This window comes from Nesterenkonia halobia (assembly GCF_039536005.1).
GTDB lineage: Bacteria > Actinomycetota > Actinomycetes > Actinomycetales > Micrococcaceae > Nesterenkonia > Nesterenkonia halobia.
This window is the reverse complement of sequence record NZ_BAAAYG010000003.1, coordinates 518,936-545,177: the sequence shown is the minus strand read 5'-3', so window position 1 is coordinate 545,177 and position 26,242 is coordinate 518,936. Positions and strand designations below refer to the sequence as shown.

Annotated in this window: 22 protein-coding genes and 1 pseudogene; 10 read left to right on the top strand and 13 right to left on the bottom strand. The window is 72.7% G+C overall.

From position 1 onward, the window contains the following. Positions 1-59 precede the first annotated feature (59 nt). A complete protein-coding gene (locus tag ABD652_RS05180; RefSeq protein ID WP_344718868.1) occupies positions 60-608 on the top strand; it encodes a small multi-drug export protein in 549 nt (182 codons plus the stop codon). Positions 609-665: 57 nt separating this feature from the next. Here the strand turns inward: ABD652_RS05180 and ABD652_RS05175 are convergent, their stop codons facing one another. Continuing rightward, positions 666-1,796, bottom strand: coding sequence for a hypothetical protein (locus ABD652_RS05175; protein ID WP_344718866.1), 1,131 nt, complete (start codon positions 1,794-1,796; stop codon positions 666-668). A gap of 331 nt (positions 1,797-2,127) precedes the next feature. Then, the gene (locus ABD652_RS05170; RefSeq protein WP_344718864.1) at positions 2,128-3,201 is read right to left on the bottom strand and encodes an Atu2307/SP_0267 family LLM class monooxygenase; all 1,074 of its coding nucleotides are present in this window, start codon (positions 3,199-3,201) and stop codon (positions 2,128-2,130) included. Positions 3,202-3,601: 400 nt separating this feature from the next. Between ABD652_RS05170 and ABD652_RS05165 the strand changes: the two genes are divergently transcribed. After that, a complete protein-coding gene (locus ABD652_RS05165; RefSeq protein ID WP_425574542.1) occupies positions 3,602-5,053 on the top strand; it encodes a DEAD/DEAH box helicase in 1,452 nt (483 codons plus the stop codon). Between the two features lie 249 nt (positions 5,054-5,302). Here ABD652_RS05165 and ABD652_RS05160 read toward each other — a convergent pair whose 3' ends face one another. After that, a complete protein-coding gene (locus tag ABD652_RS05160) occupies positions 5,303-6,184 on the bottom strand; it encodes an ArgP/LysG family DNA-binding transcriptional regulator (protein WP_344718862.1) in 882 nt (293 codons plus the stop codon). 128 nt (positions 6,185-6,312) lie between these two features. On the opposite strand from ABD652_RS05160, the gene ABD652_RS05155 reads away from it, so the two are divergent. Beyond that, the gene (locus ABD652_RS05155; protein WP_344718860.1) at positions 6,313-7,104 is read left to right on the top strand and encodes a LysE/ArgO family amino acid transporter; all 792 of its coding nucleotides are present in this window, start codon (positions 6,313-6,315) and stop codon (positions 7,102-7,104) included. Between the two features lie 29 nt (positions 7,105-7,133). Here the strand turns inward: ABD652_RS05155 and ABD652_RS05150 are convergent, their stop codons facing one another. From ABD652_RS05150 to ABD652_RS05140, 3 genes are all read right to left on the bottom strand, one after another. Further along, positions 7,134-8,726 (bottom strand): phytoene desaturase family protein, encoded by a 1,593-nt coding sequence (locus ABD652_RS05150; protein WP_344718858.1) that lies wholly within the window; start codon positions 8,724-8,726, stop codon positions 7,134-7,136. Positions 8,727-8,789: 63 nt separating this feature from the next. Next, positions 8,790-9,425: a class I SAM-dependent methyltransferase gene (locus ABD652_RS05145; RefSeq protein WP_344718856.1), complete on the bottom strand. Its 636-nt coding sequence runs from the start codon at positions 9,423-9,425 to the stop codon at positions 8,790-8,792. Then, a complete protein-coding gene (locus tag ABD652_RS05140) occupies positions 9,422-10,831 on the bottom strand; it encodes a hypothetical protein (RefSeq protein WP_344718854.1) in 1,410 nt (469 codons plus the stop codon). Before ABD652_RS05140 ends, ABD652_RS05145 begins: the two co-directional genes overlap by 4 nt. A 160-nt stretch (positions 10,832-10,991) precedes the next feature. On the opposite strand from ABD652_RS05140, the gene ABD652_RS05135 reads away from it, so the two are divergent. Together ABD652_RS05135 and ABD652_RS05130 are read left to right on the top strand one after the other, a co-directional pair. Next, positions 10,992-11,462, top strand: a complete 471-nt coding sequence (locus ABD652_RS05135) for an SRPBCC family protein (protein WP_344718852.1) — start codon at positions 10,992-10,994, stop codon at positions 11,460-11,462. 201 nt (positions 11,463-11,663) lie between these two features. After that, positions 11,664-12,455: a CGNR zinc finger domain-containing protein gene (locus ABD652_RS05130; RefSeq protein ID WP_344718850.1), complete on the top strand. Its 792-nt coding sequence runs from the start codon at positions 11,664-11,666 to the stop codon at positions 12,453-12,455. Between the two features lie 134 nt (positions 12,456-12,589). Here the strand turns inward: ABD652_RS05130 and ABD652_RS05125 are convergent, their stop codons facing one another. After that, positions 12,590-12,826, bottom strand: coding sequence for a hypothetical protein (locus tag ABD652_RS05125; RefSeq protein WP_344718848.1), 237 nt, complete (start codon positions 12,824-12,826; stop codon positions 12,590-12,592). Continuing rightward, positions 12,826-13,071, bottom strand: a complete 246-nt coding sequence (locus ABD652_RS05120; protein ID WP_344718846.1) for a hypothetical protein — start codon at positions 13,069-13,071, stop codon at positions 12,826-12,828. Before ABD652_RS05120 ends, ABD652_RS05125 begins: the two co-directional genes overlap by 1 nt. A 179-nt stretch (positions 13,072-13,250) precedes the next feature. Here ABD652_RS05120 and ABD652_RS05115 point away from each other — a divergent pair, with 179 nt between their 5' ends. Next, positions 13,251-14,627, top strand: coding sequence for an NAD-dependent succinate-semialdehyde dehydrogenase (locus tag ABD652_RS05115; RefSeq protein WP_344718844.1), 1,377 nt, complete (start codon positions 13,251-13,253; stop codon positions 14,625-14,627). A gap of 43 nt (positions 14,628-14,670) precedes the next feature. On the opposite strand, the gene ABD652_RS05110 is transcribed toward ABD652_RS05115, so the two are convergent. The 5 genes from ABD652_RS05110 to ABD652_RS05090 all read right to left on the bottom strand — a co-directional run bounded on the left by ABD652_RS05110 (position 14,671) and on the right by ABD652_RS05090 (position 19,511). Beyond that, the gene (locus ABD652_RS05110; protein WP_344718843.1) at positions 14,671-15,150 is read right to left on the bottom strand and encodes a hypothetical protein; all 480 of its coding nucleotides are present in this window, start codon (positions 15,148-15,150) and stop codon (positions 14,671-14,673) included. Between the two features lie 122 nt (positions 15,151-15,272). After that, positions 15,273-15,836: a hypothetical protein gene (locus ABD652_RS05105; RefSeq protein WP_139084372.1), complete on the bottom strand. Its 564-nt coding sequence runs from the start codon at positions 15,834-15,836 to the stop codon at positions 15,273-15,275. A 72-nt stretch (positions 15,837-15,908) separates the two neighbouring features. Next, a complete protein-coding gene (locus ABD652_RS05100; RefSeq protein WP_344718838.1) occupies positions 15,909-17,345 on the bottom strand; it encodes an MATE family efflux transporter in 1,437 nt (478 codons plus the stop codon). Beyond that, complete coding sequence (locus ABD652_RS05095; protein ID WP_344718836.1) at positions 17,342-18,448, bottom strand: CPBP family intramembrane glutamic endopeptidase; 1,107 nt, start codon at positions 18,446-18,448, stop codon at positions 17,342-17,344. The genes ABD652_RS05100 and ABD652_RS05095 overlap by 4 nt, the downstream gene beginning before the upstream one ends. 115 nt (positions 18,449-18,563) lie before the next feature. Beyond that, the gene (locus ABD652_RS05090; protein WP_344718834.1) at positions 18,564-19,511 is read right to left on the bottom strand and encodes an acyl-CoA thioesterase; all 948 of its coding nucleotides are present in this window, start codon (positions 19,509-19,511) and stop codon (positions 18,564-18,566) included. A gap of 116 nt (positions 19,512-19,627) precedes the next feature. Here ABD652_RS05090 and ABD652_RS05085 point away from each other — a divergent pair. From ABD652_RS05085 to ABD652_RS05070, 4 genes and pseudogenes are all read left to right on the top strand, one after another. Next, a pseudogene (locus tag ABD652_RS05085) lies at positions 19,628-19,777 on the top strand (FAD-dependent oxidoreductase); the annotation flags it as partial. A 290-nt stretch (positions 19,778-20,067) separates the two neighbouring features. Continuing rightward, positions 20,068-23,274 carry a beta-phosphoglucomutase family hydrolase gene (locus ABD652_RS05080; RefSeq protein ID WP_344718831.1) on the top strand — a complete coding sequence of 1,069 codons (3,207 nt, stop codon included), beginning with the start codon at positions 20,068-20,070 and terminating at the stop codon, positions 23,272-23,274. A gap of 188 nt (positions 23,275-23,462) precedes the next feature. Beyond that, positions 23,463-24,065, top strand: a complete 603-nt coding sequence (locus ABD652_RS05075; protein ID WP_344718829.1) for a MarR family winged helix-turn-helix transcriptional regulator — start codon at positions 23,463-23,465, stop codon at positions 24,063-24,065. Next, a complete protein-coding gene (locus tag ABD652_RS05070) occupies positions 24,062-26,218 on the top strand; it encodes an MMPL family transporter (RefSeq protein WP_344718827.1) in 2,157 nt (718 codons plus the stop codon). The genes ABD652_RS05075 and ABD652_RS05070 overlap by 4 nt, the downstream gene beginning before the upstream one ends. Positions 26,219-26,242 lie beyond the last annotated feature (24 nt).

Genomic DNA, 26,242 nt, shown 5'->3' with positions numbered 1-26,242 from the left:
ACGCGGAATCAGCCTGCAGGCTGATGGCGCCGGCGCGGCGCTGAGCCAGGATGGGACCCATGATCGATCTGCTCTCCGCCGACGCCCTGCTCGCCGCCCAGTCCGCCGGCCTGCCCGAGGACCACTGGATCGGTCAGCTGCAGCGCTGGACCGACTCGCTGCCCGAGGCCCTGCAGTGGCTGGGCATCATCCTCATCTCCGCGATCCCCTTCGTGGAGTCCTACTTCGGCGCCCCCATCGGGGTGATCGTCGGCCTGCATCCGGCGGTCGCGGTGGCGACGGCGACAGTGGGCAACATGCTCTCGCTGGTCGTCGTGGTGTATCTGGCCCACTGGGTGCGCACCGCGATCCTGCACCGCCGCGACCCCGACCGCGCCGCGACCGATTCGCCGAAGCGCGACCGGGTGCAGAAGATCTTCGACCGCTTCGGCGTCCCCGGGGTGAGCATCCTGGGACCGCTGGCGCTGCCCAGCCAGATCACCGCCCCACTGATGGTCTCCTTCGGCGCGAACCGGCATGCGGTGATGGCCTGGATGCTGGTCTCGGTGGTCCTGTGGGGCACCGGATTCGCCCTGCTCGGCGTCGGCCTGCTGAGCCTCATCGCCTGACCGGCCGGCGCCGCCCGATCGGCGCCGCCCAGCACCGCGGCGTCCGCGCGGGCGCCGTCAGCGCTGCTCGGCGTCGCGCGGATAGCGCCGCAGCTCGCGGCTGCCCTGGGTGAGTCCCTCCAGATCGGCCTCCGGGTCGAAGTTCGACCCGATCGCCCCGGCGACAGTGCCCATCGAGGCCGCCAGCCAGGCGATGTCGACGTAGTTCATCAGCGTCCCGTCCAGCCCTTCCTGGGTCTGGGCCATGTACGTCGGATCGATCAGCAGCAGCGAGATCACCAGGATCCCGGCGAAGAGCAGCAGGTAGAGCATGGCCACGCTCACCAGCAGGCTGAGCACTGTGGCCACGGTGTACATCACCGCCAGCCGGCGTCCGCCGGCCGATCCGGGGCCGTCCCAGAGGCGGTTGCGCAGCATCAGCCACAGCACGAGTCCGAGGATCGCCAGCCCGGTGATGACCGCCAGCCGCCAGCTGGGCAGGGCCTCGGCGATCCCCCAGATCGACCCGTAGAAGACGCCGAAGGCCCCGGTGGCGCTGGCGGCGGCGAAGACGCCGGAGAGCTTGGGCAGCGAGAGCAGCGGCTCGTTGCTCACCGCGATGCCCAACGTCATCCACACTCGGGCGGGCCAGGTGTACCGCGGGGTGATGTAGGCGGAGTCCCGCTCGTCGTCCTGCTCCAGGCGCCAGCCGACGCGCAGGTGCTCCACGGGCTCCGGCGAATGCCGGCGCAGCGTGACCAGCGCGCGGTCGAGCTCGCGCCGCAGGCCGTGCATCACACCCGCCGGTCCCTGCACCGGCAGGGAGATGATCGCCAACCGCTCGGCGAAGTGCAGCTCGGCGGACTTCGGCCCACTGTCGCCGATCCGCGGCAGCTCGGTGATGACCACTGTCATCGACGCGCTCTCCTCGCGCGCCCACTCCTGGGCGACGTCGACGTCGAGGGTCCCGTCGGAGCGCAGCGGCAGCCGCGTCTGCCGGTGGGTGATCTCATGCTGCTCGCCCCACTGCCGCGGGCCGCGCCGCAGCAGGCGCCGGACCAGGTAGGACGTGCGTCCCGGGTCGGAGATGATGGTGACCCGTCCGCCGCGGGGCGAGCTCTCCTCCACCGTCTGCTCGGCGCGCTCCTCCGGAGACCGCCCGGCGCCCTCCGACGACGAGTCGTGCGTCGCGGACTGCCCCTGCTCCACGGACTCGCTCCTCCCTCTCCGACCGGCCGCGAGGGCCCCGCCGGGTGACGGTGCTGACGATGGCACCATCATAGTCCCCCGCTGGAAGCGTCGCCGTCGCTCGCCTTCGCCCCGCCGTCGGCGGTGGAACAGCGCGCGCCGAGAATCCCGCCCCCGCCGCTGATCCGGCGGTCCCCGAGTTTTCGCAGGATCACCGTGCTGTTTCACGGTGATCCTGCGAAAACTCGGGGTCCGCCGACGGGACACAGTCGACGCCGACCCCGCCGGCGAGGCGTCCGGGCCGCACGCCGCCGGGCGCCGCCGGGTGCCGCCGGGCACCGCCGCCGGCCGCTCAGGACTCGGAGAGCATGTCCAGCACCAGCGGCTTCACCTGCGAGCCGTAGAGCTCGACGGCGCGCAGCATGTGCTCGTGGGCCAGCGAGCCGTTGCCGTACTTCAGGCTGAAGCGCGAGATGCCCAGCAGCTTCTGCGAGCGCACGATCTTGCGCGCCACCGTCTCCGGGGACCCGACGTAGAGCGAACCGTTCTCGACCTCGTCGGCGAACTGGTCCGGCCCGGGTCGACCGCCGCCCCAGCCGCGCTCCCGGCCGATCTGGGCCATCGTGTCGGCCCAGGACGGGTAGAAGATCTCCCGGGCCTCCTCGTCGGTGTCGGCGACGAAGCCGTGGGAATGCATCGCCACGCGGCGGCCGTCGGCGAAGCCGGATTCGCCGAGCGCCCGGTGATAGAGCTCGACCAGCGGGCGGAAGCGCTGGGGAGCCCCGCCGATGACTCCCAGCTCCAGGCCGAGTCCATGGCGGGCCGCCCGGATCACCGAGGCCGGCGTGCCGCCGACGGCGACCCAGGCGGGCAGGCCGTGCTCGTGGGCGGTCGTCGGGTAGACCTGCTGGCCGCTCAGCCCCGGACGCATGGAGCCCTGCCAGGACACCGGGGCCTCGGAGCGCAGCCGGGCGAAGAGGTCGAGCTTCTCCTCGAAGAGCTGCTCGTAGTCGGAGAGCTCGTAGCCGAAGAGCCCGTAGGACTCGATGAACGAGCCGCGCCCGAGCGAGACCTCGGCGCGGCCGCCGGTGAGCCCGTCGAGAGTCGCGAAGCGCTGGTAGACCCGGACCGGGTCGTCGGAGGAGAGCACGGTGACCGCGGAGATGAGCTTGATGCGCTCGGTGGCCGCGCCGACGGCGGAGAGCACGACGTCGGGCGCGGAGATCGCGTAGTCCGGGCGGTGATGCTCGCCGACGCCGAGGACGTCGACGCCGGTCTCGTCGGCCATGCGCGCCTCGGCGAGGACGTTGCGCAGGACCTCGGGCTGGGTCAGGGTCCGCGAGCCGTCGGCGGAGGCGGTGACGTCGCCGAAGGTGTGCAGGCCCAGTTCGAAGTGGTCGTGGTGGCGCTCTGTGCTGATGCTCATGACCGTCCCAACAGCCGCGCCTCACCCTCCATTCCTTGAAATTTGAAATGCGACGACGGCGCCCGCGGTCCCCTCCTCGACGCCCCTCCTCGACGCCCCTCGACGTCGCCCCGCGGCTCCGCCGGCGGCACCCGATGCCGGCTGATTCGCCGCGGGCAGGTAGACTGGCCGAACCTGCGGACCCGCCCCGGGTCCCCTGCGTCGACTGGACGCCCCGCCCGCCGTCGCCGGCCTGCGCCGGCCCGGGCTCGGATGCTTCTCACTCGGCGAGAAGAGAGCACCAGACCGTGCTCCCGCCACCGTGCCGGACCCGCGCGCCGCCCTGAGACGGCGAGCCGCGCGCCGGCCCTTCGAAAGGTCCCCCATCACGACTTCGCAGACCACCTTCGCCGCCCTGGGCGTGCCCGCACCGCTGGTGCAGGCCCTGGACGCGGCCGGCAAGACCTCCGCCTTCCCCATCCAGCAGGACACCCTGCCCGACACGCTGGCCGGCCGGGACGTCCTCGGCCGCGGCAAGACCGGCTCGGGCAAGACGCTGGCCTTCTCCATCCCGCTGGCCGCCCGACTGGCCGCCTCCGGCGCCGGCCCCGCGAAACCGCGCCGCCCGCGCGGCCTGGTGCTCGCGCCCACCCGCGAGCTGGCCACGCAGATCGCCGAGGCCCTGGCCCCGCTGGCCGAGGCCTACGGCATGCGCACCACCACCATCTACGGCGGGGTGAACCAGAAGCGGCAGACCGATGCGCTGGCCCGCGGCGTCGACGTCGTCGTCGCCTGCCCCGGCCGCCTGGAGGACCTGCTGGGCCAGGGCGAGCTGAGCCTGGGCGAGGTCGAGGTCACCGTGCTCGACGAGGCCGACCACATGGCCGACCTGGGCTTCCTGCCCGGCGTCACGCGGATCCTCGCGCAGACTCCGGACACCGGCCAGCGGCTGTTCTTCTCGGCGACGCTGGACAAGGAGGTCGACAAGCTCGTCCGCCGGTTCCTGCACGACGAGGTGCTCCACTCGGTCGACGACCCGACTTCGCACGTCTCGGCGATGACCCACCACGTCTTCGAGGTCTCCGCCGACGACAAGAAGCCGCTGGTCCAGACGCTGGCCTCCGGCCGGGGCAAGCGGCTGCTGTTCACCCGCACCAAGCACCAGGCCAAGCGCCTGGCGAAGCAGCTGACCACCCAGGGGATCCCGGCGGTGGACCTGCACGGCAACCTCTCGCAGAACCAGCGCGACCGCAGCCTGGCCGCCTTCGGCCAGGGCGACGTGCAGGTGCTGGTGGCCACCGACGTCGCCGCCCGCGGCGTGCACGTCGACGCGATCGAGCTGGTGGTCCACGTGGACCCGCCGGCCGAGCACAAGGCGTATCTGCACCGCTCGGGCCGCACCGCCCGCGCCGGCAGCGCCGGCGACGTGGTCACCGTGATGCTGCCCGAGCAGCGCCGTGACACCGAGCAGCTGCTGCGCAAGGCCGCGATCGACACGACGCCGGTGACCGTCACCCCGGACTCGACCGCTGTGGCCGAGCTGGTGGGCGAGCAGGCTCCGCATGTGGAGCCCGCGCCCCGCGGCGGCTCCGGCGGCTCCGGCGGCTCGCCGAAGGGCGGGCAGAACGGCTCGCGCGGCGGATCCGGCGGCGGCTCGCGGAACGGCTCGCGCGGCTCCTCCGGAAAGGGTCGCGGACGCGGATCCGGCCAGGGGCAGGGCTCCGGGCAGTCCCGCGGCGGGCAGAACTCCGGGCAGCCCGCCGGCCAGAACGCCGGGCAGGGCTCCTCGCGCGGACGCCGCGGCGGCCGCGGCCAGGGCGGCCAGAACGGCCGCCGCGCCTCGGCCCCGGCGGGCTCCCCCAGCCGCAGCTGAGCGCACCATGACGCGGCGCCGATCCGGCGCTGACCCGCGACGGCGGCGCGCCGACGGAGGATCTCCCCCTCGGCGCGCCGCCGTCGTTCCATCGTCCCCGAGGTTTCGCAGGATCATCGTGATAGAGCGCGGTGATCGTGCGAGAACTCGGGGACACCACGAGGCTCGTGCCCTGCGCGCGGCCCTCGAGCCAGCGGCACCTCACGCCATGCGCGCCGCGGCACCTCAGGCCATGCGCGCCGCGGCACCTCAGGCCATGCGCGCCGCCGCACGACGCACTGCGTCGGTGAATCGGTCCAGCGCCGGGGCGCCGGTGGTCCAGCGCTGCCAGTGCAGATGCGCCTCCGTGGGACCGATCTCCTCGACGAGCACCAGATCCGGATGCTCGCCCTCCATCACACCGTCCGGCATCATCCCTTCAGGGATCATCCCCCAGCCCAGCCCGTGGGCGACGGCGGCGTTGTAGGCCTCCACCGAGGGGATCAGATGCGTCACCCGCGGGGAGACGCCGAGCCGCCGCAGTCCGCTGCGCTGCAGCGAGTCGCGGATGCTGTAGTCGACCTGCGGCACGCGCGCCCAGTCGACGGCGCCGTCGTCGCCGCGATGCCGGTCCAGCAGCTCCGCACTGGCCACCGGCCAGTAGCGCATGGTCCCCAGCGCGGTCGCCCGGCAGCCGGAGACCGGCGTCGGCGTCTCGGTGACCGCCGCGGAGACTGTGCCGCCGCGCAGCAGCTCGTGGGTGTGCTCCTGGTCCTCGGCATGCAGGTGCAGCTCGACGTCGTCCCAGGTCGCCGCCTCCTGCAGGACCCGCTGGAACCAGGTGTAGAGCGAGTCGGCGTTGACCGCGACCGACAGCGTGACGATCTCGTCGCCGGCGCCGCGGAAGCCCAGGCTGCGGCGGGCCTCGTCCTCCAGCAGCGTCATCTGCCGGGCGGTGCGCAGCAGCGCGGCCCCGGCCTCGGTGGGGCGCACCGGCACAGTGCGGGTGAGCAACACCTGGCCGACCTCCTTCTCCAGCGCCTTGACCCGCTGGGAGAAGGCCGAGCCGGAGATCCCCAGCACCGCGGAGGCGGCCTCGAAGGTGCCCTCGTCCACGGCGGTGACGAAGGCCCGCAGGTGGTCGGTGTTCATGCTCGCTCCCCTCCCTCGCGCGGTCCCGCTCCGTCCCGTTCCAGCCCTCATCATACCTGAAGCGATGCTTCGGACAGTGAAGAATTCTGCGCTGGTGCGGATGCTCGAGGCTGAGGAGGATGGAGTCCATGACGACCCTGCTGACCGGATTCTTCACCTGCCTGGCCCTGATCATGGCGATCGGTGCGCAGAGCGCCTGGCTGCTGCGCCAGGGCCTGCGCCGCGACCGCGTGGGCACGGCGGTGCTCGTCTGCCTGGTCGGCGATCTGATCCTCATCGGGCTGGGCACCCTCGGCGTGGGCACCGTCCTGGACCACACGCCGTGGCTGATGGAGATCGTCCGCTGGCTCGGGGTGACCTACCTGGTGTGGTTCGCCGTGCGCTCCTTCGCCTCGGCGCGCACCGCCGACCAGGGGCTCTCGGTCGAGGAGCCGGAGTCCTCCGACGACGACGGCGCACGCGACCAGCCCGCGAGCGACGGCGCGCGCGGCCGCGGCGATGCCGGTGCCGTCGTCGCCGGCGAGGACGGCCCGGACGCGACGCCGGGGCCGGTCACGACGCAGACCCGGCCGGTGCGGCTGACCTCGACGTCCTCCGACGACGCCGGGAAGACCGGAGCACGGGCGGTCTCCCCGATCCTCTCGGTGATCGCCGCCGGGCTGATGGTCAGCCTGCTGAACCCGCACGCCTGGGTGGACACCATGGTCGTCATCGGGTCGATGGCCACCAGCTTCGGCGCCGAGAAGTGGATCTTCTCCGCCGGCGCGGTGCTGGGCTCGCTCTCCTGGTTCCTGCTGCTGGCCTACGGCGGCCGCGCGCTGGCCGGCGTGCTCGACCGGCCGCGCACCTGGCAGATCATCGACGTCGGCGTCGGCGTCACGATGCTGGTCGTCGCCGGGCTGCTGGCCTTCGGCGGCTGATCCGGAGGCCTGCCCCGGACGCACGACCCTCAGCCGTGCCGCTGCAGCGCCGCGTGCGCGGCGTGCCAGCCGTTCATGCCGTGGGCGCCGCCGCCGGGCGGGGTCGAGGCTGAGCAGAGATACACCCCGTCGACGCCGGTGGTGTACGGGGCGCCGGTCGTCGGCCGGGCCAGGAACTGCGCCGGTGTGGGCACCCCGCCGCTGATCGAGCCGCCGACCAGATTCGCATCCATCGACTCCAGGTCCTGCGGGGACCACACCTGCTCGGCCAGCACGCGCGCGCCGAAGCCCGGCGCCTGGGACTCGATCTCCGCGCGGATCGCCGCGGCCGCCCGCTCGACGCCGCGGCCGGAGAGCCCATGCGGCACATGGGCGTAGGCCCAGGCCACGGACTGCCCGGCCGGCGCGCGGGTCGCGTCGGCCGCACTCGGCTGGGCGAGCAGCACGTAGGGCCTGCTGGCCAGCACCCCGCGGGAGGCGGCGGCCTCGGAGCCGGCGATCTGCGCGCCCGAGCCGCCCAGATGGACGGTCGAGGCGCGCCCCAGCTCCGGGTGCTTCCAGGGGATCGCACCGTCGAGCAGCAGGTCGATCTTCACGATGCCGGGGCCGTGCGTGAAGCGGCGCAGCGCCCGACGACGTGCGGCCGGCAGCGCCAGGCCCTCCAGATCCAGCAGCTGACGGGTGTCGAGGTCCAGCAGCACGACGTCGACCGGCTGACCGCTGCGCGCGCGCCCGGCCGAGTCGACGCCCTCGACGCGGCGCGGCCGGGGCCCGCCGCCTCCGATCGTCGTCGCCGTCGTCGGCGTTGATGAGGCGCCGGGCAGCGAGCCGGCGCTGACCTCGCTGACACCGGTGACGCGCATGTCGGCCTCCACCCGGCCGCCGTGCCCGGCGAGCTCGGCGAGCAGCGCGTCGACGATCGCCTGCGAACCGCCGCGGGCGACCGGCCAGCCGGTGCTGTGCGCCGCCGCGCCGAAGAGCACACCGAAGGCCCCGGTCAGCGGCTGGTGGAACGGCGCCGTCGAGTGGGCGGCGAGCCCGGCGAAGAGCGCCTTCGCCCGTGCGGTGCGGAAGAGCCGCAGCACCGCCGACGCCGGCCAGGCGCCGCGGGCGCCCAGCGAGGCCATCGCCGCCAGCCGGGCGGTGCCGTGCGGGTCGTCGTCGCGCAGCTGGGCGCAGATCTCCTCCAGCGTGGCGAACGGCGGGCCGAAGGCCGAGTCCGCGATCGCCTCCCAGCGCCGCGTGGGTCCGCCCATCAGCAGCCGCCAGATGCCGGCGTCCTCGCCGAGGGCGGCGGCGGTCCGCTCCAGCGAGTCGTGCAGCAGCGTCGGGTGCTCGTCGTCGAGGGCATGCGCGGCGGGGATCGGCGCGTGGTCCCACTCGAGGCCGTGAGAGGCGAGGTCCAGGGCGGCGAAGGCCGGCGAGGCCGCGCCGATCGGGTGGACGCTGGCGCCGAGGTCGCTGACGACGTCGTCGGCCAGCAGCCGCTGCGAGCGCACCGCACCGCCGGGCACTGCGGCGGCCTCGTGGACGGTGACCTCCCAGCCGGCGCGCGCGAGCACGCAGGCGGCGGTCAGCCCGTTGGGTCCGGAGCCGACGACGGCGGCGCTGCGCTGGGTCATGCCCCGACTCTAGTCGGCGACGGCGCGCAGGACGACGGAGGCGGGGTCAGGCCGCCGACGCCGTCACCGCCGTCGAGCCACCATGGCACCGTGCGGCCGCGAGCCGGGATCATGGCGCGCATGACCCTCCTCCACGGCGAACCCGGCCTCGGCCAGCAGCTCCTCGAGCATCTCCGGCGACCAGTACCAGGCCGGAGTCACGGCATGTTCGAAACGCTCCCCGGCCTCGCCGCGGAAGAAGCCCAGCAGCAGGCTCCCGCCCGGGGCCAGCACCCGGGAGATCTCGGCCAGACCCGTCGGCAGCCGTTCGGGCGGCAGGTGGATCAGCGAGTACCAGGCCAGCACCCCACCGCGACTCGCGGTCGGCACCGGCAGCCCTTCGGCGTCGGCTCGGCGGAACTTCGGAGTCTCCCATCGTACCCGCGCCGAGGAGATCATCTCCGCCGAGACGTCGACGCCGAGCACCTCGCGGCCGCCCGCGGCCAGCAGCGCCGTCCAGTGGCCGGGCCCGCAGCCGACGTCGAGCATCGGCCCGCGGATCGCATCCCGCCAGCGGGTGATCAGCGTGCGGTCCTCGCCCGCCATCTGCTCCAGCGCGCCGAGGTGCGCGACATACTCCGCGGCGCGGGCGTCGTAGGCCGCCGCCGTCGCGGTGACCGGCCCCGCCGCCGAGCCGACCGCCCCGCCGTCGCCGCTCATCCCCGTCCGGCCGGCGAGGCCGCCGACCCGCCGAAGAGCACCGGCACCGCCGGCGCGCCCGGGATCTCGGCGACGGCGGCGACGGTGCGGATGAAGACGATCAGCCAGAAGAACAGCACTCCGGCGGCGATGAGCTCCAGCGAGGTGAGGTTGTAGTAGCCGATCGGCTTCCACAGGCTGATCGCGAAGATCAGCCCGCCGGCGGCCAGCCAGCTCATCAGGTACGTCGCCCGCGGGAAGCCGGGCAGCCAGTACGGAAGCCCGACCAGCAGCCCGATGAAGAAGAGGCCGAAGCCGCTGGTGAAGGTCGAGTGCAGCTGGTCGTGGAAGTTGATCGGCACCAGCCCGACCCCGGCCAGGGAGATGCCCATGCCGATCATCGCGATGCGCACCACCCCGATCCGCGGGGTGTGGACATGGCGGCTGACGGCGATCCGCAGCCGTTCGCCGGCGCCGATGCGGCCGCGCAGCGCCCGGTCGATCTCCTCGCGGCGACGCAGCCGCTCCTGGTGCCGCGAGCGGGTCCGCTCGGCCCAGATGCGCAGGTCGCGGGTGATGAACGCGGTCAGCGTGGTGATGATGATCCCGGAGACCACCAGCGTGGTGTTGAAGGTCCAGAACGAGGTCATCCCGGCCTGTCCGGTGCCCAGCTCGGAGAACATCACCTGCCACCAGTAGGGATTCTCCGCATACAGCATCGAGACCAGCACGCCGGAGGCCATGAAGATGCCCAGCAGCGAGGAGACGGAGAAGGCGGTGAGCCGCGCGCCGGAGTTGAAGCTGAAGTAGGCGGCGACGACGCCGACCACGCCCAGCAGCGCCGAGCCGGCCAGATAGTCCACGCGCAGGCCGACGAAGGCCTCCTGGAACACCCGGAAGATCCCCAGCGCACCCATCACGGCGATGGAGGAGTGCACCACGAGCAGCGCGACGGCGTCGATGAGCTGACGGACCTTGGGACGCTGCCCCAGCCAGAGGTTCGCCATCCGCGCATTGAGCGAGTAGCCCAGCAGGAACGCCGCACCCGCGGCCACGCCGCCGACGATCGAGGCGTAGAACTGGATGGACTGCTCGCCGGCGAGCTCGGGATGCCGTCCGGGGAAGACCACGAGGCCGGCGAGCACGCCCAGCACCCCGCCGAGGATCGCGCTGAGCACTGCGCGGGATTCGATGAGCACCTGCAGCCGCGCCTGGGACTCCTGCTGGCGGGCCGTGGTGGTCGTCGGATGGGCCGCCTCCTCGGCCGCGGCGACGGCGGCCAGCCGGCGGGCCGACCCGTGGCTGGGCAGCCGGTCGGAGGGATCCGGCAGCGGATCGTGGGCGACGTCGCCGTCGACGCCGCCGGGCAGCAGGCCGACCCGTCGCATCCATCCGCGGACTCCGCGTCGGGCGTCGTCCTGGGCCATCGCGCCTCCCTTCCTCGCCGCGCGCTCGGAGCACCTATTCTGCCAAGCGATTCTGTCAGCACGACGACGACGCCGCCGAGACGCCGACGCCGGCTCCGCCGAGGACGAACGCCCCGGACCGGCCCGACGCGCGCCGGCCTCCGCGCTTAGACTGGCGTCCATGAGTCGGACCCCGCATCGCCTCGACCGCGGAGAGCACATCATCTCCTGGTCCATCGACGTCGACGCCTCGGCCTCGGAGCTGTACGCGATCATCGCCTGCCCGCACCGCCACCACGAGCTGGACGGCTCGGGCACGGTGCGCTCCACCGCGATCGGCCCCCGTCAGCTGATCGACGGCGACCGGTTCCGCGTGGACATGCGGATGAAGGGCATCCCCTATGCGCTGACGATGGTCACCACCGCCGCCGTCACGGACCGCCTGGTGGAGTGGCGCCACCCCGGCGGACATCGGTGGCGCTGGGAGCTGGAGCCCGTGTCGCAGGGCGTAACACGCATCACAGAGAGCTACGACTTCCGCGGCCAGCCCGCGCCGCTGCGTCGCCTGCTCGGCATGACCGGGTCGCATGCCGCCAACGACCAGGGAATCCGCCGGTCGTTGCAGAAGGTACATGATCGCTTCGACTCCTGAGGCGGAGACGGGCATGCGCAGTCCGACGCCCGCGGATCGCGCGATCGGCGGGCGTCATAGTCACCACCGTCGCGATGACGATCCATCTCACTCATGCCGTCAGGGCCGTGTCTCGTTACACTGAAGACACCTGTTGCACCAGACGTCTCCGCAGACCGTTCCCCCGCGGAGGCGTCGACACGACCCGTCAGGAGAGACTGCATGTTCCACGCAGAGATCAACCGGACCCTGACCGCAGCCGTCAATCTGATGAACACCGCCGAAGGCCTGCACAGCGCGAAGCCCAGCCCCGATGAGATCACCAGCATCGAGAGCCTGCGGAAGTTCGTCGCCGCCCAGGACCCTGAGCTGAAGTGGCCGTCCTCCGGCCTCGGCCGCTCCCAGGTGGACGGCATCATCGAGCTGCGGGACACCCTGCGCGAGATCTGGTCCGCCGCCCCGATCGCCGGCGGCCGGCCGGTCGAGCAGATCAACGAGCTGCTCGACGGAGTGAGCACCAAGCTGGTGCGCACCGACGAGACCTCCACGACGCCGGAGTATCGGGCCGCCCCGATCCCGGTGAGCGGCCAGCTCGTCGACGTCGTCACCGCCGCCGTCGGCGATGCGCTGAAGTTCCTGCTGGTCAACGATGAGACCAGCCGGATGCGCACCTGCCGCGGCGACGACTGCGACGCCGCCATCATCGATCTCACCCGCAACCGCTCGAAGCTGTTCTGCGACTTCGGCAACTGCGCCAACCGAGCCCACGTGCGCGCCTACCGCGCCCGGCAGGCCGCGCTGCGCGAGGCCGGCAAGCAGGCGCTGAAGGAGTCGGAGACCGGGGACAAGCTGGCCAAGCCCTCCGCCGCGGAGAAGGCCGCCGAGCTCGACGAGCCGACCTCGGAGTCGGGCGTCGCGGCGAAGCAGTTCCGCAGCGCCATGCGCGACGAGCTGATGGATCAGCGCGACACGAAGGGCGGCAAGAAGAAGAAAAAGAAGAAGAACAAGAAGTGATCGGCGCCCGGTGACCGGGGGCGGGTGATCGCCGCCGCGTCATCGGCCGCGCAGCATGCGGGCGGGCCCTTCCACAGGGCCCGCCCGGCTGCGTCTCCGGCCGGATCCCGGCCGGTCAGCGGCCTCCGACGGGGTCAGACCCGGTCGGTGGCCTGTGTGGCGCCGGCCTCACGCGCACAGTGCGCGCAGCAGTACATCGCGCCCGAGACGGATTCGACGCCGTGGCCGAGGATCCGGCACTCGCAGCGGCCGCAGCGGGGAGCCATGGCCTGGGCGGCGCATTCGAAGCTGTCGAAGACCCCGCGCGCCTCTCCCTGGGTGATGGTGAACGGCTTGTCGTACTCGTTGCCGCAGACGTCGCAGGCCGCCATCAGCGATTCACCTCCGTGCCGAGGCGCTGCGCCAGCAGGCTCTTGGCCTGCTCCGCCCCCTTGGCGCTCTCGCGCTGGGCCTTCTCGAAGAGTTCGGCGAGCTCGGCGTCGCCGTCGCGCTCGGCGTCGGCCCGGTACGTCTCGAGCCGGAGCGCATTGGAGAGGCACTGCTCGGCGAACCAGACGAGATTGTAGTTCTTGTCCTTCGTCCCGGTGACCTGGCCGCCGTCGACTGCATCAGTCATGGCCGCCTCCTTCCTCGACGCGCAGGATGCGCCGTCGATCCGTGGGGTGGTGTCACATCGGTCCATGACGCCCGAGGCGTCACTCAGGACGCTAACGCCCACTCCCCGCGAGGCCAAGGGCCGGCCGGCCGGTCGAGGCCCCCTTCACACGGCCCGGCGGTCGGCCCCAGAGTGGGGGCATGGCGACATATCGGACGACCAACCCGACCACAGGACGCACCGAGACGGACTTCCCCACGCTCGACGACGGTCAGGTCGAGCACATCCTCAGCCGCTCGGACGCGGCGTTCAGCACCTGGCGGACGACGCCCGCGCAGCAGCGTGCCGCGGCCCTGACCCGGGTCGCCGACGCCTACGAGGCCCGCGCCGAGGAGCTGGGACGACTCATCGCCACGGAGATGGGCAAGCCGCTCGACCAGGGGATCGGCGAAGCGCAGCTGGCCGGCTCGATCTACCGCTGGTACGCCACGCACGGACCGGACCTCCTGGAGTCCGAGCAGCTCGACCCCCAGGGCGCCCGGGAGTCCCTCGTGCAGACCGAGCCGATCGGGCCTCTCGTCGGCGTCATGCCGTGGAACTACCCCTACTACCAGGTGGCCCGCTTCGTCGCGCCCAACCTCATGGCCGGCAACACGATCGTGCTCAAGCATGCCGAGATCTGTGCGGCCTCCTCCGAGGTCATGGCCCGGATGCTGCACGACGCCGGAGTGCCCGAGGACGCCTACATCAACGTCTTCGCCGGCCATGAGCAGATCGCCGCCATGATCGCCGACCCGCGGGTGCGCGGCGTCTCACTCACCGGCAGCGAGCGGGCCGGATCGGCCGTCGCCGGCACCGCCGGCGAGCACCTGAAGAAGGCGGTGCTGGAGCTCGGCGGCTCGGATCCGCTCATCGTCCTGGACGACGTCGACGTCGAGCACGTCGCCGGCATCGTGGCGAAGGCGCGGCTCTCGAACGCCGGCCAGGCCTGCAACTCGCCGAAGAGGATGTTCGTGCCCCGGGAGATGACCGAGACCTTCCTGGAGACGGTGATCGCGACCTTCGAGCAGGCCACAGTCGGCGATCCCCTGGACGAGGACGTCGACGTCGGCCCGCTCTCCTCGGTGGAGGCCCGCGACGGCGTCGTCGAGCAGGTCGCCCGCGCCGTGGAGCAGGGCGCGACGCTGCACACCGGCGGCGTGGCGCTCTCCGGGGAGGGCGCCTTCATGCGCCCTGCCGTGCTGACCGGGGTCACGCGGGAGATGGATGCCTACTGGGAGGAGATCTTCGGGCCCGTGGCGGTGATCCACAGCGTCAGCTCCGTCGACGAGGCCGTGGAGCTGGCCGACGACGTCGACTTCGGGCTCAGCGGCTCCGTGTGGGGCCGGGATCTCGACCGCGCCCAGCAGGTCGCCGACCGGCTGGAGGTCGGCATGGCCTATGTGAACGAGCACGGCACCACGCTCCCCGGCCTGCCCTTCGGCGGCGTGAAGCGGTCCGGCTTCGGCCGGGAGCTCGCCCGCTGGGGCATGGGCGAGTTCGTCAACGTCCGGCTGCGCCGCACTTCGGCACTCTGATCCCGGAGGCGGCCGCGCCCCGAGCTGGCCAGTCCCGAGCTGGTCAGTCCCGGCGGTCGCCCTCGGCGTCGTCGGATACGGTGTCGTCGGGTGCGGTGTCGTCGGGTGCTGTGTCGTCGGATGCTGCGCCGCCGTCCGCCGCGGCGTCGGCGGCGCGGCCGAACTCCGGCTCGCCCTCGGCCTCGCGGGCCTCGCGGGCCTTCTGCCGGGCGGCCTCGCGCCGCCGTTCGGCGACCTGCTGGCGGTAGAGCTCCTCGGAGTCGCGGTTCACGCCCGATCCCTCGGCGAGCTCGTCGGGGTTCTCCCGCGCGGCGAGCTGCAGCATCGAGACGAGCAGCAGCGCGACGATGAAGGCCACGCCGAAGGCGATCAGCGCCAGGTCCACGCGCGGCTCGGCCTCAGTGCCGCCGGAGGCGGTGACCAGGGTGACGAGGGCGGCGACGACGCCCAGGGCCGCGGAGAAGATCAGCGGCGCCTTGACCGTCTCGATCAGCGAGCGACGCTCCTTGGAGTGGTCAGCCACGGGTCTCCTCGTTCCTGGTCGGATCGGTGGGCCCGGCATCATCCGCAGATCCTGCGGGCGGGGTGCACCCGCCGGGCCGTCATCCATTCTACGCCGCGTAGTAGAGCGGCGGCGAGCCGGGCTCAGCCGGCCGCGCGGCGGGCTTCATGGGTCATCGAGGCCCCGCTGATCATCAGCAGCACCGCCAGGATCACCAGCCCCATGCCGGCGATCCCGAGGATGCCGTGCACGTCCAGCCGCATGCCCGCCAGCAGCCCGACGCCGGTGGCCATCCCGACGCCGCCCTGGACCAGCAGATCCCGGGCGGGGACGAAGTCCGGCCGGCCGCGCAGGCCGGCGATCAGCTCGGCCAGCCCCATGCCGAGGAAGCCGGCGGCGGCGACGATCGCTCCCGCCGTCGCCGAGGGCACGAAGATCACGCCGACGCCGACCAGCACCCACAGCGCCGCGCCGGAGGCCAGCGGCCCGCGGACGGCGTCGGGGACCACGACGGTGTCCTTGGCGTAGTCCCAGACGGCGGTGCCGGCCAGCACGAAGTAGGCGGCCAGCGAGATCTTGAGCAGCAGCAGGGTCTCGCCCTGCCAGAAGATGGTCACCAGCGCCAGCAGGGCGGTGACGGCGGCGCGCAGCCAGACGGGGCGGGCCAGCTGCTCGGCGGTCGCGGCGGGGATTCTCTGCACAGGCACGCCGGCGATTCTACGCTCCCTCGCCCGCGGCGCTCACCCGAGCGGCGGGCGCGACATCGCCTGGCGAGACCCTCACGCGGCGTCCCCGCCGACCATCCAGGCCTCGCCGCGAGCGCGCACGCCCAGCGTCAGCGCCCGGGCGCCGATGAAGACCACGCCGTAGCCGACCCACAGCCACACCACGGAGGCGGTGCCGGTCAGCCCGGCGGAGCTGATCCAGTACAGCGCCGGGGCGTAGAGGGCCAGGTTCACCAGCCCGGCCAGCGCCAGGTAGCGCACGTCGCCGGCGCCCATGAGCACGCCGTCGAGCACGAAGACCAGCCCGGCGATCGGCTGCGCGGCGGCGACGACCAGCAGCGCGGCGCCGATGGCCGAGGCGACGGCGTCGTCCGGGGTGAACAGCGGGGCGCTCAGCGGGCCGACGACGGCGATCGCCGCGCCGGTGATCACGCCGAAGCCGACGCCCCAGAGCACCATGGTCCGGGTCAGCCGCGCCGCCGTCTCCAGCCGGTGGGCGCCGAGCTCCTTGCCGATCAGCGCCTGGGCGGCGATGGCCAGCGCATCGAGGATGAAGGCCAGCGTGGAGAAGACGGTGAATGTCACCTGGTGGGCGGCCAGCGTGTCCGGGCCCAGGTCCGTGGCCACCAGCACGGTCGCGACCATCGCCGCGCGCAGGCTCAGCGTGCGCAGCAGCATCCAGGACCCCACGGAGAAGGCCTTCCGCAGTCCCATCGGATCGGCGGCCAGCGGCACCGCGTGCTCGCGCAGCCGCGGGACCAGCAGCGTCAGGTACACCAGCGCCATCCCCCACTGGGCGATGGAGGTGCCCATCGCCGCGCCGGCGACGCCGAGGCCGACCGGGTGGACCAGGATCAGGTTCAGCAGGATGTTGGCCCCGAAGCCGCAGCCGGCGACGACCAGCGGGGTGGTGGTGTCCTGCAGCCCGCGCAGCACCCCGGTGGCGGCGAAGACCAGCAGGATCGCCGGGATCCCGGGCAGCGACCAGAGCAGATAGGCCCAGGCCTGGTCGAGCATCGAGCCGTCGGCGCCCATCAGCTGCAGCAGCGCCTCGCCGGCGGCCAGCCCGGCCGCGGCCAGCACGACGCCGATGATCACCGAGAGCCAGACGCCGTCGCGGCCGGCGGCCAGCGCCCGGGGCATCCGCCCTGCCCCGACGGAGCGGGCGACCTGCGGCGTCGTCGAATAGGCCAGGAAGATCATCAGCCCGGTGACCGTCTGCATCACCGTCAGGCCGAGTGCGGCCCCGGCGAGCTCCTCGACGCCGAGCCGGCCGATGATCGCGGTGTCGGCCAGCAGGAACAGCGGCTCGGCCACCAGGGCGCCCAGCGCCGGGACCGCCAGCGCGAGGATCCGGCGCGGCAGCGAGCGCCGGTCGGTCGCCGCGGGGACGTGCTCGGCCGGCCCGCCCTGCTCGGTCTGCCCGGTCTGCTCGGTCTGCCCGCTCTGCTCCTGCGGTCCGGCGCGCTCGTCGTCGTGCCGCGGGCTCATCCCGCCAGCACCGGTCCCAGCACCGGCGACACCACCGGCGCGACCGTCGCGCCGAGCAGGCCCAGCACTGCGACGCCGCCGTCGGGCATCGTGTCGGGCAGCTGCTCGGTGAACTCCTTCAGCGGACCCTGCAGCAGGTACTGCAGGCTGACCGCCAGCGAGTTGTTGAAGGCATGCAGCAGCCACGAGTACAGCAGCGAGCGGCCGGAGAGGATATAGCCCAGGGTGAAGACCAGGCCCATAGTCACGTAGGGCACCAGCGTCGCGATCGAGAGGTCGTCGGTCAGTCCGATCAGGGCGGGGATGAAGTGGATCATCGGGAAGACCGCCACGGAGATGGCTCCGCAGATCCAGATGTTCAGGTGCCGCGAGAGCTTGCCGACGAGCAGGTGGCGGAAGAAGAACTCCTCCACCAGCGGACCCAGCAGGCCGAGCACCACCAGTGCGCCCAGATACGGCACGGCGCCGAGCATCTGCTCGATGGCCTGCTGGTTCGCCGAGACCTGCGGCTGGTCGCTGATCAGCGAGACCAGCGTGGCGTTGACGAGGATGATCGCCAGCCAGCTGACCGGCACCAGCAGCAGCTTCAGCCACCACAGCGGCGCGAAGGTGCGCACGGCGCGCATCACCGCCGGGCCGGCCAGCAGCAGCACCACCAGGGCCATGAGCACATAGGCGCCGGCGTTGACGAGGAACTGCGAGAGGGCCATCTGGTCGGCGTCGCCGCTGGTCATCATCCGACGGACCGGCGGCAGGAGGGTCGCGACGAGGCCGGCGCCGCCGATCATGAAGGTCGCCAGATAGAGCACGACGGCGCCCAGGTCCCACCAGCTGAAGCGGCCCGGCTCGGCGTCGCGCTGGCGATGGCGCGACGGCGCCGGGCGGGGCGGCTGCGGCGGCATCCCCCAGCCGGGCTGGCCGCCGGGCTGACCCTGCGGCGCACCGGGCGGCGGGCCCTGCGGCCAGCTCTGCGCGGGCGGTCCCTGCGGGTCCGGCTGCTCGGGAGCGCCGTAGGGGTGCGGTCCGGGCGGCGGAACGGGCGGACCGCTGCGGTAGGTCTCCCGCGGATCCCGCCCCTGCTGGTCATCGTTCGGGGTGCTCATATGGCGCTCAGCCTAATGAAGCCGCCCTCGGCGCGCATCACCCCTGAGGCGGAGTCGAGGTCGCCGGGCTCGGCCCGCGCCGGGAGCCGGACCGGGCCGGCCTGGTCCGGAGGGATCAGACCGACTGCGCCACCGGGCTCGGCGCGAGCAGCGTGGCATTGCGCAGCTCGCGCAGCGAGCGGGCCTTCTGCGCCACGGCGTGGTCGGCGTCGGTGATCGGCTGCCAGGGGGTGATGTGTCGCGCCGAGCCGGCGCCGTCGGGGGCGACCATCACCGGCAGGCCGTAGGCGACCACCTCCGGGTCCTTCTCCCAGCGGGCGCCGGCGCGGACCCGGACCAGCACGTGCATCGACTTCGAGCCGGTCAGCACCAGCCGGGCGTCGGCCTCGACCAGGTCGCCGACGTGGATGGGCCGGTAGAAGCGCACGCCGCCGGTGAGCACCGCGGCGACGTCGAAGCCCGAGTACCGCTCCGCGCAGATCTCGGCGGCCAGATCGATCCACTTCATCACGGCGCCGCCGCGGATCTTGCCGTCCGGGTAGCGTTCGTCGGTCTCGGCCAGGAACCGCATGGTCAGGCCTTCGGAGGTGCCCATGTCCTCGGGCATCGAGCTGATGGTGTCCTCGACCTGGCGGCGGTAGATCATCCGCTGGGCGGCGTCGACCGAACGGCGGCGCTGCAGCTCGGTCTCCGCCTCGAAGGGCGTGATCCGCCGCGGTTCGCCGTCGTCGCCGACGGCCACGTAGATCATGAAGCACTCGGTGCAGACCTGCCAGCCGCGCTCGGGATGCTGGATGAGCACCCGCGTCTGGATGTGCACCGAGGTGCGGCCGGTGTGCACCACCCGGGCCTGGACGGTGGCCGGCGTGTCGCGCGGGACCGGCGTGGTGAAGTGCATGTTCCCGACGTAGGAGGTCACGCAGTCCGCCCGCGCCCAGGAGGCCGCACAGGCGTAGGCGGTCTTGTCGATCCAGTCGACGACGGTGCCGCCGGCCACAGTGGACTCCTTGGAGGTGCCCTTGACCTCGCGGAAGGTGAGTTCGATCGTGCTGCGCCGCGCCATGTCCTAGACGCTAGCACCGATGCCCGCGCCGGAGGGATGACTCCGTGGCACGTGTGGGAAAGAGGCCGCATTCCCACACGTTCCACAGAGTCATCACCTGGCGAACAGGCATGGGGGACGGGCTGACGGTGATCTCGCCGCGCTCCGGCCACGGCGCGAAGTTCGCCCCGCTGATCGGCGAGCTGGCGGCCGGGCTGGCCGCCGGCGACGTCGGCCGGCACCGTCCGGTGCCCGCGGCCTTCCGCGCCGACCGGCGGATCGGCTGAGCCGGTCACCGGGAATCGCCCCCGCCGACGTCTGGTGACCGGGGAGGAACCTGCTTAGGATGGGGAGGACGCGGACCCGGCTCCCCGTCGGCACGGCCCGTCGCGGCCGCTGACCTGCGCCGGGAGGCCGCAGCACCGCCGCAGCAGGACCGTCCGGCGGCACCGCGCCGGACGGAGGCCGAATCCGGAGGACTCCGACCGCTCCGACCGCTCTGACCGCCGCGCGCCGGCGACCCGCCGACGCCCGTCGTCGCGACGACGCATCCCATCCCGCACTCCACGAGGTATCGATGCATCCTTTCGAGAATCCGTTCCGCCACAGCGCCGAGGCTCGTCGGCACGCTCTGCGCCACTTCCGCGCCGTCATCTTCGACATGGACGGGGTGGTCACCGACACGGCGAGCGTGCACGCCGACGCCTGGAAGGAGCTCTTCGACGCCGCGCTGGAGGAGGTCGCCGGCGCCCCGCAGCCGGAGTTCACCCAGCAGGACTACCTGGACCACGTCGACGGACGGCCGCGCGAGGAGGGCGTGCGCGCGCTGCTGGCCGCCCGCGGCCTCGACGTCTCCGAGGGCACCGAGGACGACGGCCCCGACCAGCTGACGATCCGCGGACTGGCGGCCCGCAAGCAGGGCTACTTCGAGAGCGTCATGGACCGCGACGGCGTCGGGGTCTTCGACACCACCGTCGACCTCGTCCGCCAGCTCGGCGAGGACGGCATCCCCACCGCCCTGGTGACCTCCTCGCGCAACGGCCGCACCGTGCTGCGCGCCGCCGGCCTGCTCGACGCGTTCACCGCGATCGTCGACGGCAGCGACGCCCTCGAGCTGGGCCTGCCCGGCAAGCCCGACCCGGCGATGTTCCGGCACGCCTCCACGCTGCTCGGCGTCGAGCCCGAGGACTCCATCGTCGTCGAGGACGCCGCCTCCGGCGTGCAGGCCGGCCACCGCGGCTCCTACGGCATGGTGGTCGGACTGAACCGCGGCGACGACCCGCGGCGGCTCAAGGAGGCCGGCGCCGACGTCGTCGTCGCCGATCTGTCGGTGATGAACCTGGCCACCCGCACCACCCGCCCCCACGACCCGGACTGGGTGCTGGCCTACGACCACTTCGACCCCAGGGACGAGCCCACCCGGGAGGCGCTCTGCGCGCTGGCCAACGGCTACTGGGGCACGCGCGGCAACTATCCGGGCACCTCGGCCGACGCCACCCACTACCCCGGCACCTACATCGCCGGGGTCTTCAATCGGCTGCACACCGACCTGATGGGCAAGACGGTCGAGACCGAGCACATGGTCAACATCCCGGACTGGACCCATCTGGAGGTCACCCCGGAGGCCGGCTCGGCGCTGCTGCCGGGCTCGCCCGAGCTCGTCGACTACCGCCAGGAGCTGGACATGCGGCGCGGGCTGCTCACCCGCACCGCCCGCTACCAGGACCTGCACGGCCGCAGGACCCGAGTGGTCACCCGTCAGTTCCAGTCGATGGCCGGGACCCAGCTGGCCGCCATGGAGATGACGATCGAGGCGGAGAACTGGTCGGGCAACATCAATGTGCGCTCGATGACCGACGGCCGCGTCGCCAACCGCAACGTCGCCGCGGACCGCGAGCTGGCCGGCAACCACCTGGAGCCGGTCGACTCCCGCGAGGTCGACGGCGAGACGGTGCTGCTGGAGACGATGACCAACCAGTCGCAGGTGCGCATCGCCCTGGCCACCCGCACCTCGGTGACCTCCGACGTCGCCGTCCCGCCGATGCGTCGGCCGGTCTCCGAGGGCGACCTGGTCGCCGGCCATGACATCTCGCTGCAGCTCGACGCCGGCGCCCCGGTGACGCTGGAGAAGATCGCCTCCGTGGCCAACTCCCACGACCACGCGATCTCCACCGTCTGGCACGCCGCGGTCAAGCGGGTCCAGCGCGCCGACGCCTTCCGCACCATGCTGACCTTCCACGAGGAGATGTGGGGCGTGCTCTGGCGCCGCTTCGCCGTCTCCATCGGCTCGGAGCCCTCGCGGCAGCAGATGGCGCTGAACCTGCACACCTTCCACGTGCTGCAGACCGCCTTCGGCGCCCGCCGCGAGCTCGACGCCGGCGTCGGCGCCCGCGGACTCCACGGCGAGGGCTACCGCGGGCATCTCTTCTGGGACGAGATGTTCATCTATCCGATGCTGACCCTGCGGCGCCCGGAGATCACCCGCGGGCTGCTGATGTACCGCTACCGGCGGCTCGCCGAGGCCCGCGCCATGGCCGCGTCGGAGGGCCACGCCGGGGCGATGTACCCCTGGCAGGCCGGCTCCGACGGCCGCGAGGAGACGCCCACCGAGCTGTGGAACCCGCGCAGCCAGATGTGGATGCCGGACAACTCGCACCGGCAGCGCCACGTCTCGCTGGCCATCGCCTACTCGGTGCTGCAGTACTTCGAGACCACGCAGGACTACACCTTCCTGGCCGACTACGGCGCGGAGATGCTGGTCGAGATCAGCCGCTTCTTCGTGTCGCTGACCAGCTACGACGACGAGGCCGACCGGTACGACATCGACGGCGTGATGGGGCCGGACGAGTACCACGACGGTTACCCGGAGACCCCGGGCTCGGGGGTGCGGGACAACGCCTACACCAACGTGCTGACCTCCTGGATGCTGCGCCACACCGCCCGTCTGGTCCGCGAGCTCGACGGCCGCGACGACCCGCTCTCGGAGTGGCTGGACATCTTCGAGGACGAGCTCGACAGCTGGGAGCACATCAGCCGCCGGCTGCGCGTGCCGTTCCACGACGACGGGGTGATCAGCCAGTTCGCCGGCTACGAGGATCTGCTGGAGTTCGACTGGGAGGGCTATAAGGCCCGGTACGGCAACATCGGCCGGCTCGACCTGATCCTGCAGGCCGAGGGCGACGCGACCAATCGGTACAAGCTCTCCAAGCAGGCCGACGTGCTGATGCTCTGCTACCTGTTCTCCACCGACGAGCTGATCGAGGCCTTCGACCACATGGGCTACTCGGTCTCGGTGGAGGACGTCCGGGCGACGGTGCGCTACTACCTGGCCCGCTCCTCGCACGGCTCGACGCTGTCCCGGCTGGTGCACGGCTGGGTGGCGGCGAAGTTCGACCGCTCCAGCTCCTGGAACCTGTTCAAGGAGGCGCTGGAGGCCGACCTCTCCGACACCCAGGGCGGCACCACCCGGGAGGGCATCCACCTGGGCGCGATGGCCGGCACTGTGGACATGGTGCTGCGCTGCTACGCCGGAGTGGAGACCCGCGCCGACGCGCTCTGGCTCCATCCGCTGCTGCCCGACGAGCTGCCCGCGGTCACCTTCCGGATGCGGTACCGCAATCAGCCGATCGTCGTCCACGCCGACCACCGGGCGGTGACGCTGAACCTCTCCGGAGGCTCCGCCCAGCCGATCGACGTCAACGTCGAGGGCAAGCACAAGCTGCTGCATCCCGGCGAGGTCTGGGTCGTGGAGCTGGAGCACTCCGCCCGCGCGCTGGCCGACTGAGTCGGCGAACAGCATCGAGTGGCCGCTCATGACGACGCCTGACCCGGGATGCGACGGAGTCGGCGCCGAGATCTCGTCACCAGAGGCCACTCGATGCGGCGTGCGAGTCCAGGGTGCCGCATCCGACGCCACGAGGGCGCGGATCGTCTCGATTTCCGATCCACTCGAGAATCGAGTGGAATGGGCCCATGCATGACGCCCCGCGCCCTCACGCTCCGGAGCCGGCCGACGCGAGCCCGACCGACGCGAGCCGGGCCGGCCGCCCGGCGGCCCTCGCCGCCCTGGAAGCCGTCCAGCTGCTCGACGACTCCCTGGACCGGACGCACCATCGGCTGAAGTCCGCGGTGGAGATGAACGCCTCCGACGTCAGCACGCTCCGGATGCTGGTGATCCGCGAGCGGCAGGGCACGCGGACCACGCCTCAGGACATCGCCGAGCATCTGCGGCTGAGCACGGCGACGGTGACGACGCTGCTGGACCGCCTCGCCACGGCCGGCCACGTGCGGCGGACTCCGCACCCCGCCGACCGCCGGTCGCGGATCGTGGAGCTCACCGATCAGGCGCGGAGCACCTTCCTCCGGCACTTCGGCGGCGAGCTGCAGGCGATGCGCGAGGTCATCGAGGCCCGCGACGACGCGGACCTCGAGGTCGTCACGGCCTTCCTCGCCGACCTCGCCGCGGCCCTGGCGGATCCTCAGGACCAGGCACAGACCGTACAGACTGCACAGACTGCACAGACCGCGCGGCCGACGCAGCCGACGCAGCCGGCATCTCCGGAGGAGGACGCATGAGCGCCCCGACGCACGACGCGCGCACCCGATGGGCCCGACGGCTGCTGCTGCCGCTGCTGGTGGTGCTCGCCTGGCTGGCCTGGACCGGAGCCGGCGGCACGACGTTCGGCGCGCTCTCCGAGGTCACCAGCAACGACCAGGAGACCTTCCTGCCGGCCGAGGCCGAGTCCACCCGGGCGTCCGAGCTGCAGCAGCAGTTCGCCGACTCCGACGCCGTGCCGACGACAGTGGTCGCCGAGCGAGACTCCGGGACCTCTGAGGGACTGGAGGCCTCGGCCCTCGCCGACGCCGACGACGCCGCCGAGGCGCTGCGCGCGACGCCGGGGGTCACCGAGGTGGCCGGCCCCGTGCCCTCCGAGGATGGCGCGGCCGTGCAGCTCACCGTGCTGCTGACGGAGCAGGCCGCCGACGAGGGCGCCGTCCAGGAGGTGCGCGCCGTCGCCGCCGAGCACTTCGACGCCTCCGCGTGGACTGCGCATGTGACCGGCCCGGCGGCGCTCTCGGCCGACCTGTCCTCGGCGTTCGCCGGGATCGACGGCATGCTGCTGCTGGTCGCCGTCGTCGCAGTGTTCGTCATCCTCATCCTGGTGTATCGCTCGCCGCTGCTGCCGCTGCTGGTGCTGCTCTCCGCGATCGGCGCGCTGTGCGCGGCGGTGACCGTGGTGCACCAGATGGCCTTGCAGGGCTGGATCGAGCTGAACGGCCAGGTGCAGGGGATCCTGTCGATCCTCGTCATCGGCGCCGCCACCGACTATGCGCTGCTGCTGGTCGCCCGTCACCGGGAGGAGCTGCGGCACACCGCCGATCGCCATGCGGCGCTGCGCACCGCCCTGCGACGCTCGACGCCGCCGATCCTCGCCTCCGGCGGCACCGTCGCGCTGGCGCTGCTGTGCCTGCTCTTCTCGGACCTGAACTCCAATCGGGCCCTCGGCCCGGTGGCCGCCGCCGGCATCGTCTTCGCCATGGCCTCGGCCCTGACCTTCCTGCCGGCGCTGCTGTCCCTGACGGGCCGGGGCATCTTCTGGCCGCGCATCCCCCGCGCCGCCGACGCCGCTGCGGAGCGCGCGGACGCGCACGCCCGGACGGGCCTGTGGGCCCGGACGGCCGGATGGGTGCGCGCCCGCCCGCGTCCGATCTGGGCCGTGGTGCTGCTGGTCCTGATCGTCGGCGCGGCCGGCGTGACGCAGCTGCGCGCCGACGGCGTGGAACAGTCCGAGGTGGTGCTGACCGAGACCGACACGAAGGCCGGGCAGGCCATGCTGGCCGACCACTTCGACGCCGGGACCGGGGCGCCGACGAGCGTCTTCGCCCCCGCCGACGACGCCGAGTCCGCCCTGCAGACCGTCCGGGGCGTCGACGGCGTCGCCGCGGCGCAGCTCGTCGCCGAAGGCGGGGCGCCGGCGCAGGAGGCCGCACAGGCCCGCGTGGTCGACGACCAGGTGCAGATCTCGGCCACGCTGGAGGATGCGACGGACTCCCCCGCCGCCGAGTCCACCGTCCAGCGGCTGCGCGACGAGCTCGACGCCGTCGACCAGGAGGCGCTGGTGGGCGGGACGACCGCCACGCAGCTGGACACCAATGCCACCGCCCAGCGCGACCTGACGGTGATCATCCCGGCGGTGCTGGTCTCCGTCGGGGCGATCCTGGTGCTGCTGCTGCGCTCGCTGGTGGCCCCGCTGCTGCTGGTGGCCGCGACCACGCTGTCCTTCCTGACCGCGCTGGGCGTCTCCGCGCTGGTGTTCAACCACGTCTTCGGCTTCCCCGGCGCCGACCCCACCGTCCCGCTGTACGGCTTCATGTTCCTGGTGGCGCTGGGCGTGGACTACACGGTGTTCCTGATGACCCGCGCCCGCGAGGAGACCCCGCATCGAGGGCCCCGGGAGGGCCTGCTCCATGCGCTGGTGGTCACCGGCGGGGTGATCACCTCGGCCGGCGTCGTGCTCGCCGCGACCTTCGCCGCGCTCGGGGTGCTGCCGCTGATGTTCATGGTGCAGCTGGCGTTCCTGGTGCCCCTCGGGGTGCTGCTGGACACCTTCGTCGTCCGCACGCTGCTGGTGCCCGCGCTCGGCGTCGACCTCGGCGGACGCCTGTGGTGGCCCTCGCGGATCGGCCGGACGACGGGCGCGGAAGCGCGCGTGAGGGAGCCTGCGTGAGGCCTGCCGGCATCGAGCGGCCGC

Excerpts from the sequence above, each read along its gene's own strand:
- ABD652_RS05180 (WP_344718868.1), top strand. The coding sequence starts at position 60 with ATGATCGATCTGCTCTCCGCCGACGCCCTGCTCGCCGCCCAGTCCGCC.
- ABD652_RS05170 (WP_344718864.1), bottom strand. The coding sequence starts at position 3,201 with ATGAGCATCAGCACAGAGCGCCACCACGACCACTTCGAACTGGGCCTG.
- ABD652_RS05160 (WP_344718862.1), bottom strand. The coding sequence starts at position 6,184 with ATGAACACCGACCACCTGCGGGCCTTCGTCACCGCCGTGGACGAGGGC.
- ABD652_RS05155 (WP_344718860.1), top strand. The coding sequence starts at position 6,313 with ATGACGACCCTGCTGACCGGATTCTTCACCTGCCTGGCCCTGATCATG.
- ABD652_RS05150 (WP_344718858.1), bottom strand. The coding sequence starts at position 8,726 with ATGACCCAGCGCAGCGCCGCCGTCGTCGGCTCCGGACCCAACGGGCTG.
- ABD652_RS05145 (WP_344718856.1), bottom strand. The coding sequence starts at position 9,425 with ATGAGCGGCGACGGCGGGGCGGTCGGCTCGGCGGCGGGGCCGGTCACC.
- ABD652_RS05140 (WP_344718854.1), bottom strand. The coding sequence starts at position 10,831 with ATGGCCCAGGACGACGCCCGACGCGGAGTCCGCGGATGGATGCGACGG.
- ABD652_RS05135 (WP_344718852.1), top strand. The coding sequence starts at position 10,992 with ATGAGTCGGACCCCGCATCGCCTCGACCGCGGAGAGCACATCATCTCC.
- ABD652_RS05130 (WP_344718850.1), top strand. The coding sequence starts at position 11,664 with ATGTTCCACGCAGAGATCAACCGGACCCTGACCGCAGCCGTCAATCTG.
- ABD652_RS05125 (WP_344718848.1), bottom strand. The coding sequence starts at position 12,826 with ATGGCGGCCTGCGACGTCTGCGGCAACGAGTACGACAAGCCGTTCACC.
- ABD652_RS05120 (WP_344718846.1), bottom strand. The coding sequence starts at position 13,071 with ATGACTGATGCAGTCGACGGCGGCCAGGTCACCGGGACGAAGGACAAG.
- ABD652_RS05115 (WP_344718844.1), top strand. The coding sequence starts at position 13,251 with ATGGCGACATATCGGACGACCAACCCGACCACAGGACGCACCGAGACG.
- ABD652_RS05100 (WP_344718838.1), bottom strand. The coding sequence starts at position 17,345 with ATGAGCCCGCGGCACGACGACGAGCGCGCCGGACCGCAGGAGCAGAGC.
- ABD652_RS05095 (WP_344718836.1), bottom strand. The coding sequence starts at position 18,448 with ATGAGCACCCCGAACGATGACCAGCAGGGGCGGGATCCGCGGGAGACC.
- ABD652_RS05090 (WP_344718834.1), bottom strand. The coding sequence starts at position 19,511 with ATGGCGCGGCGCAGCACGATCGAACTCACCTTCCGCGAGGTCAAGGGC.
- ABD652_RS05080 (WP_344718831.1), top strand. The coding sequence starts at position 20,068 with ATGCATCCTTTCGAGAATCCGTTCCGCCACAGCGCCGAGGCTCGTCGG.
- ABD652_RS05075 (WP_344718829.1), top strand. The coding sequence starts at position 23,463 with ATGCATGACGCCCCGCGCCCTCACGCTCCGGAGCCGGCCGACGCGAGC.
- ABD652_RS05070 (WP_344718827.1), top strand. The coding sequence starts at position 24,062 with ATGAGCGCCCCGACGCACGACGCGCGCACCCGATGGGCCCGACGGCTG.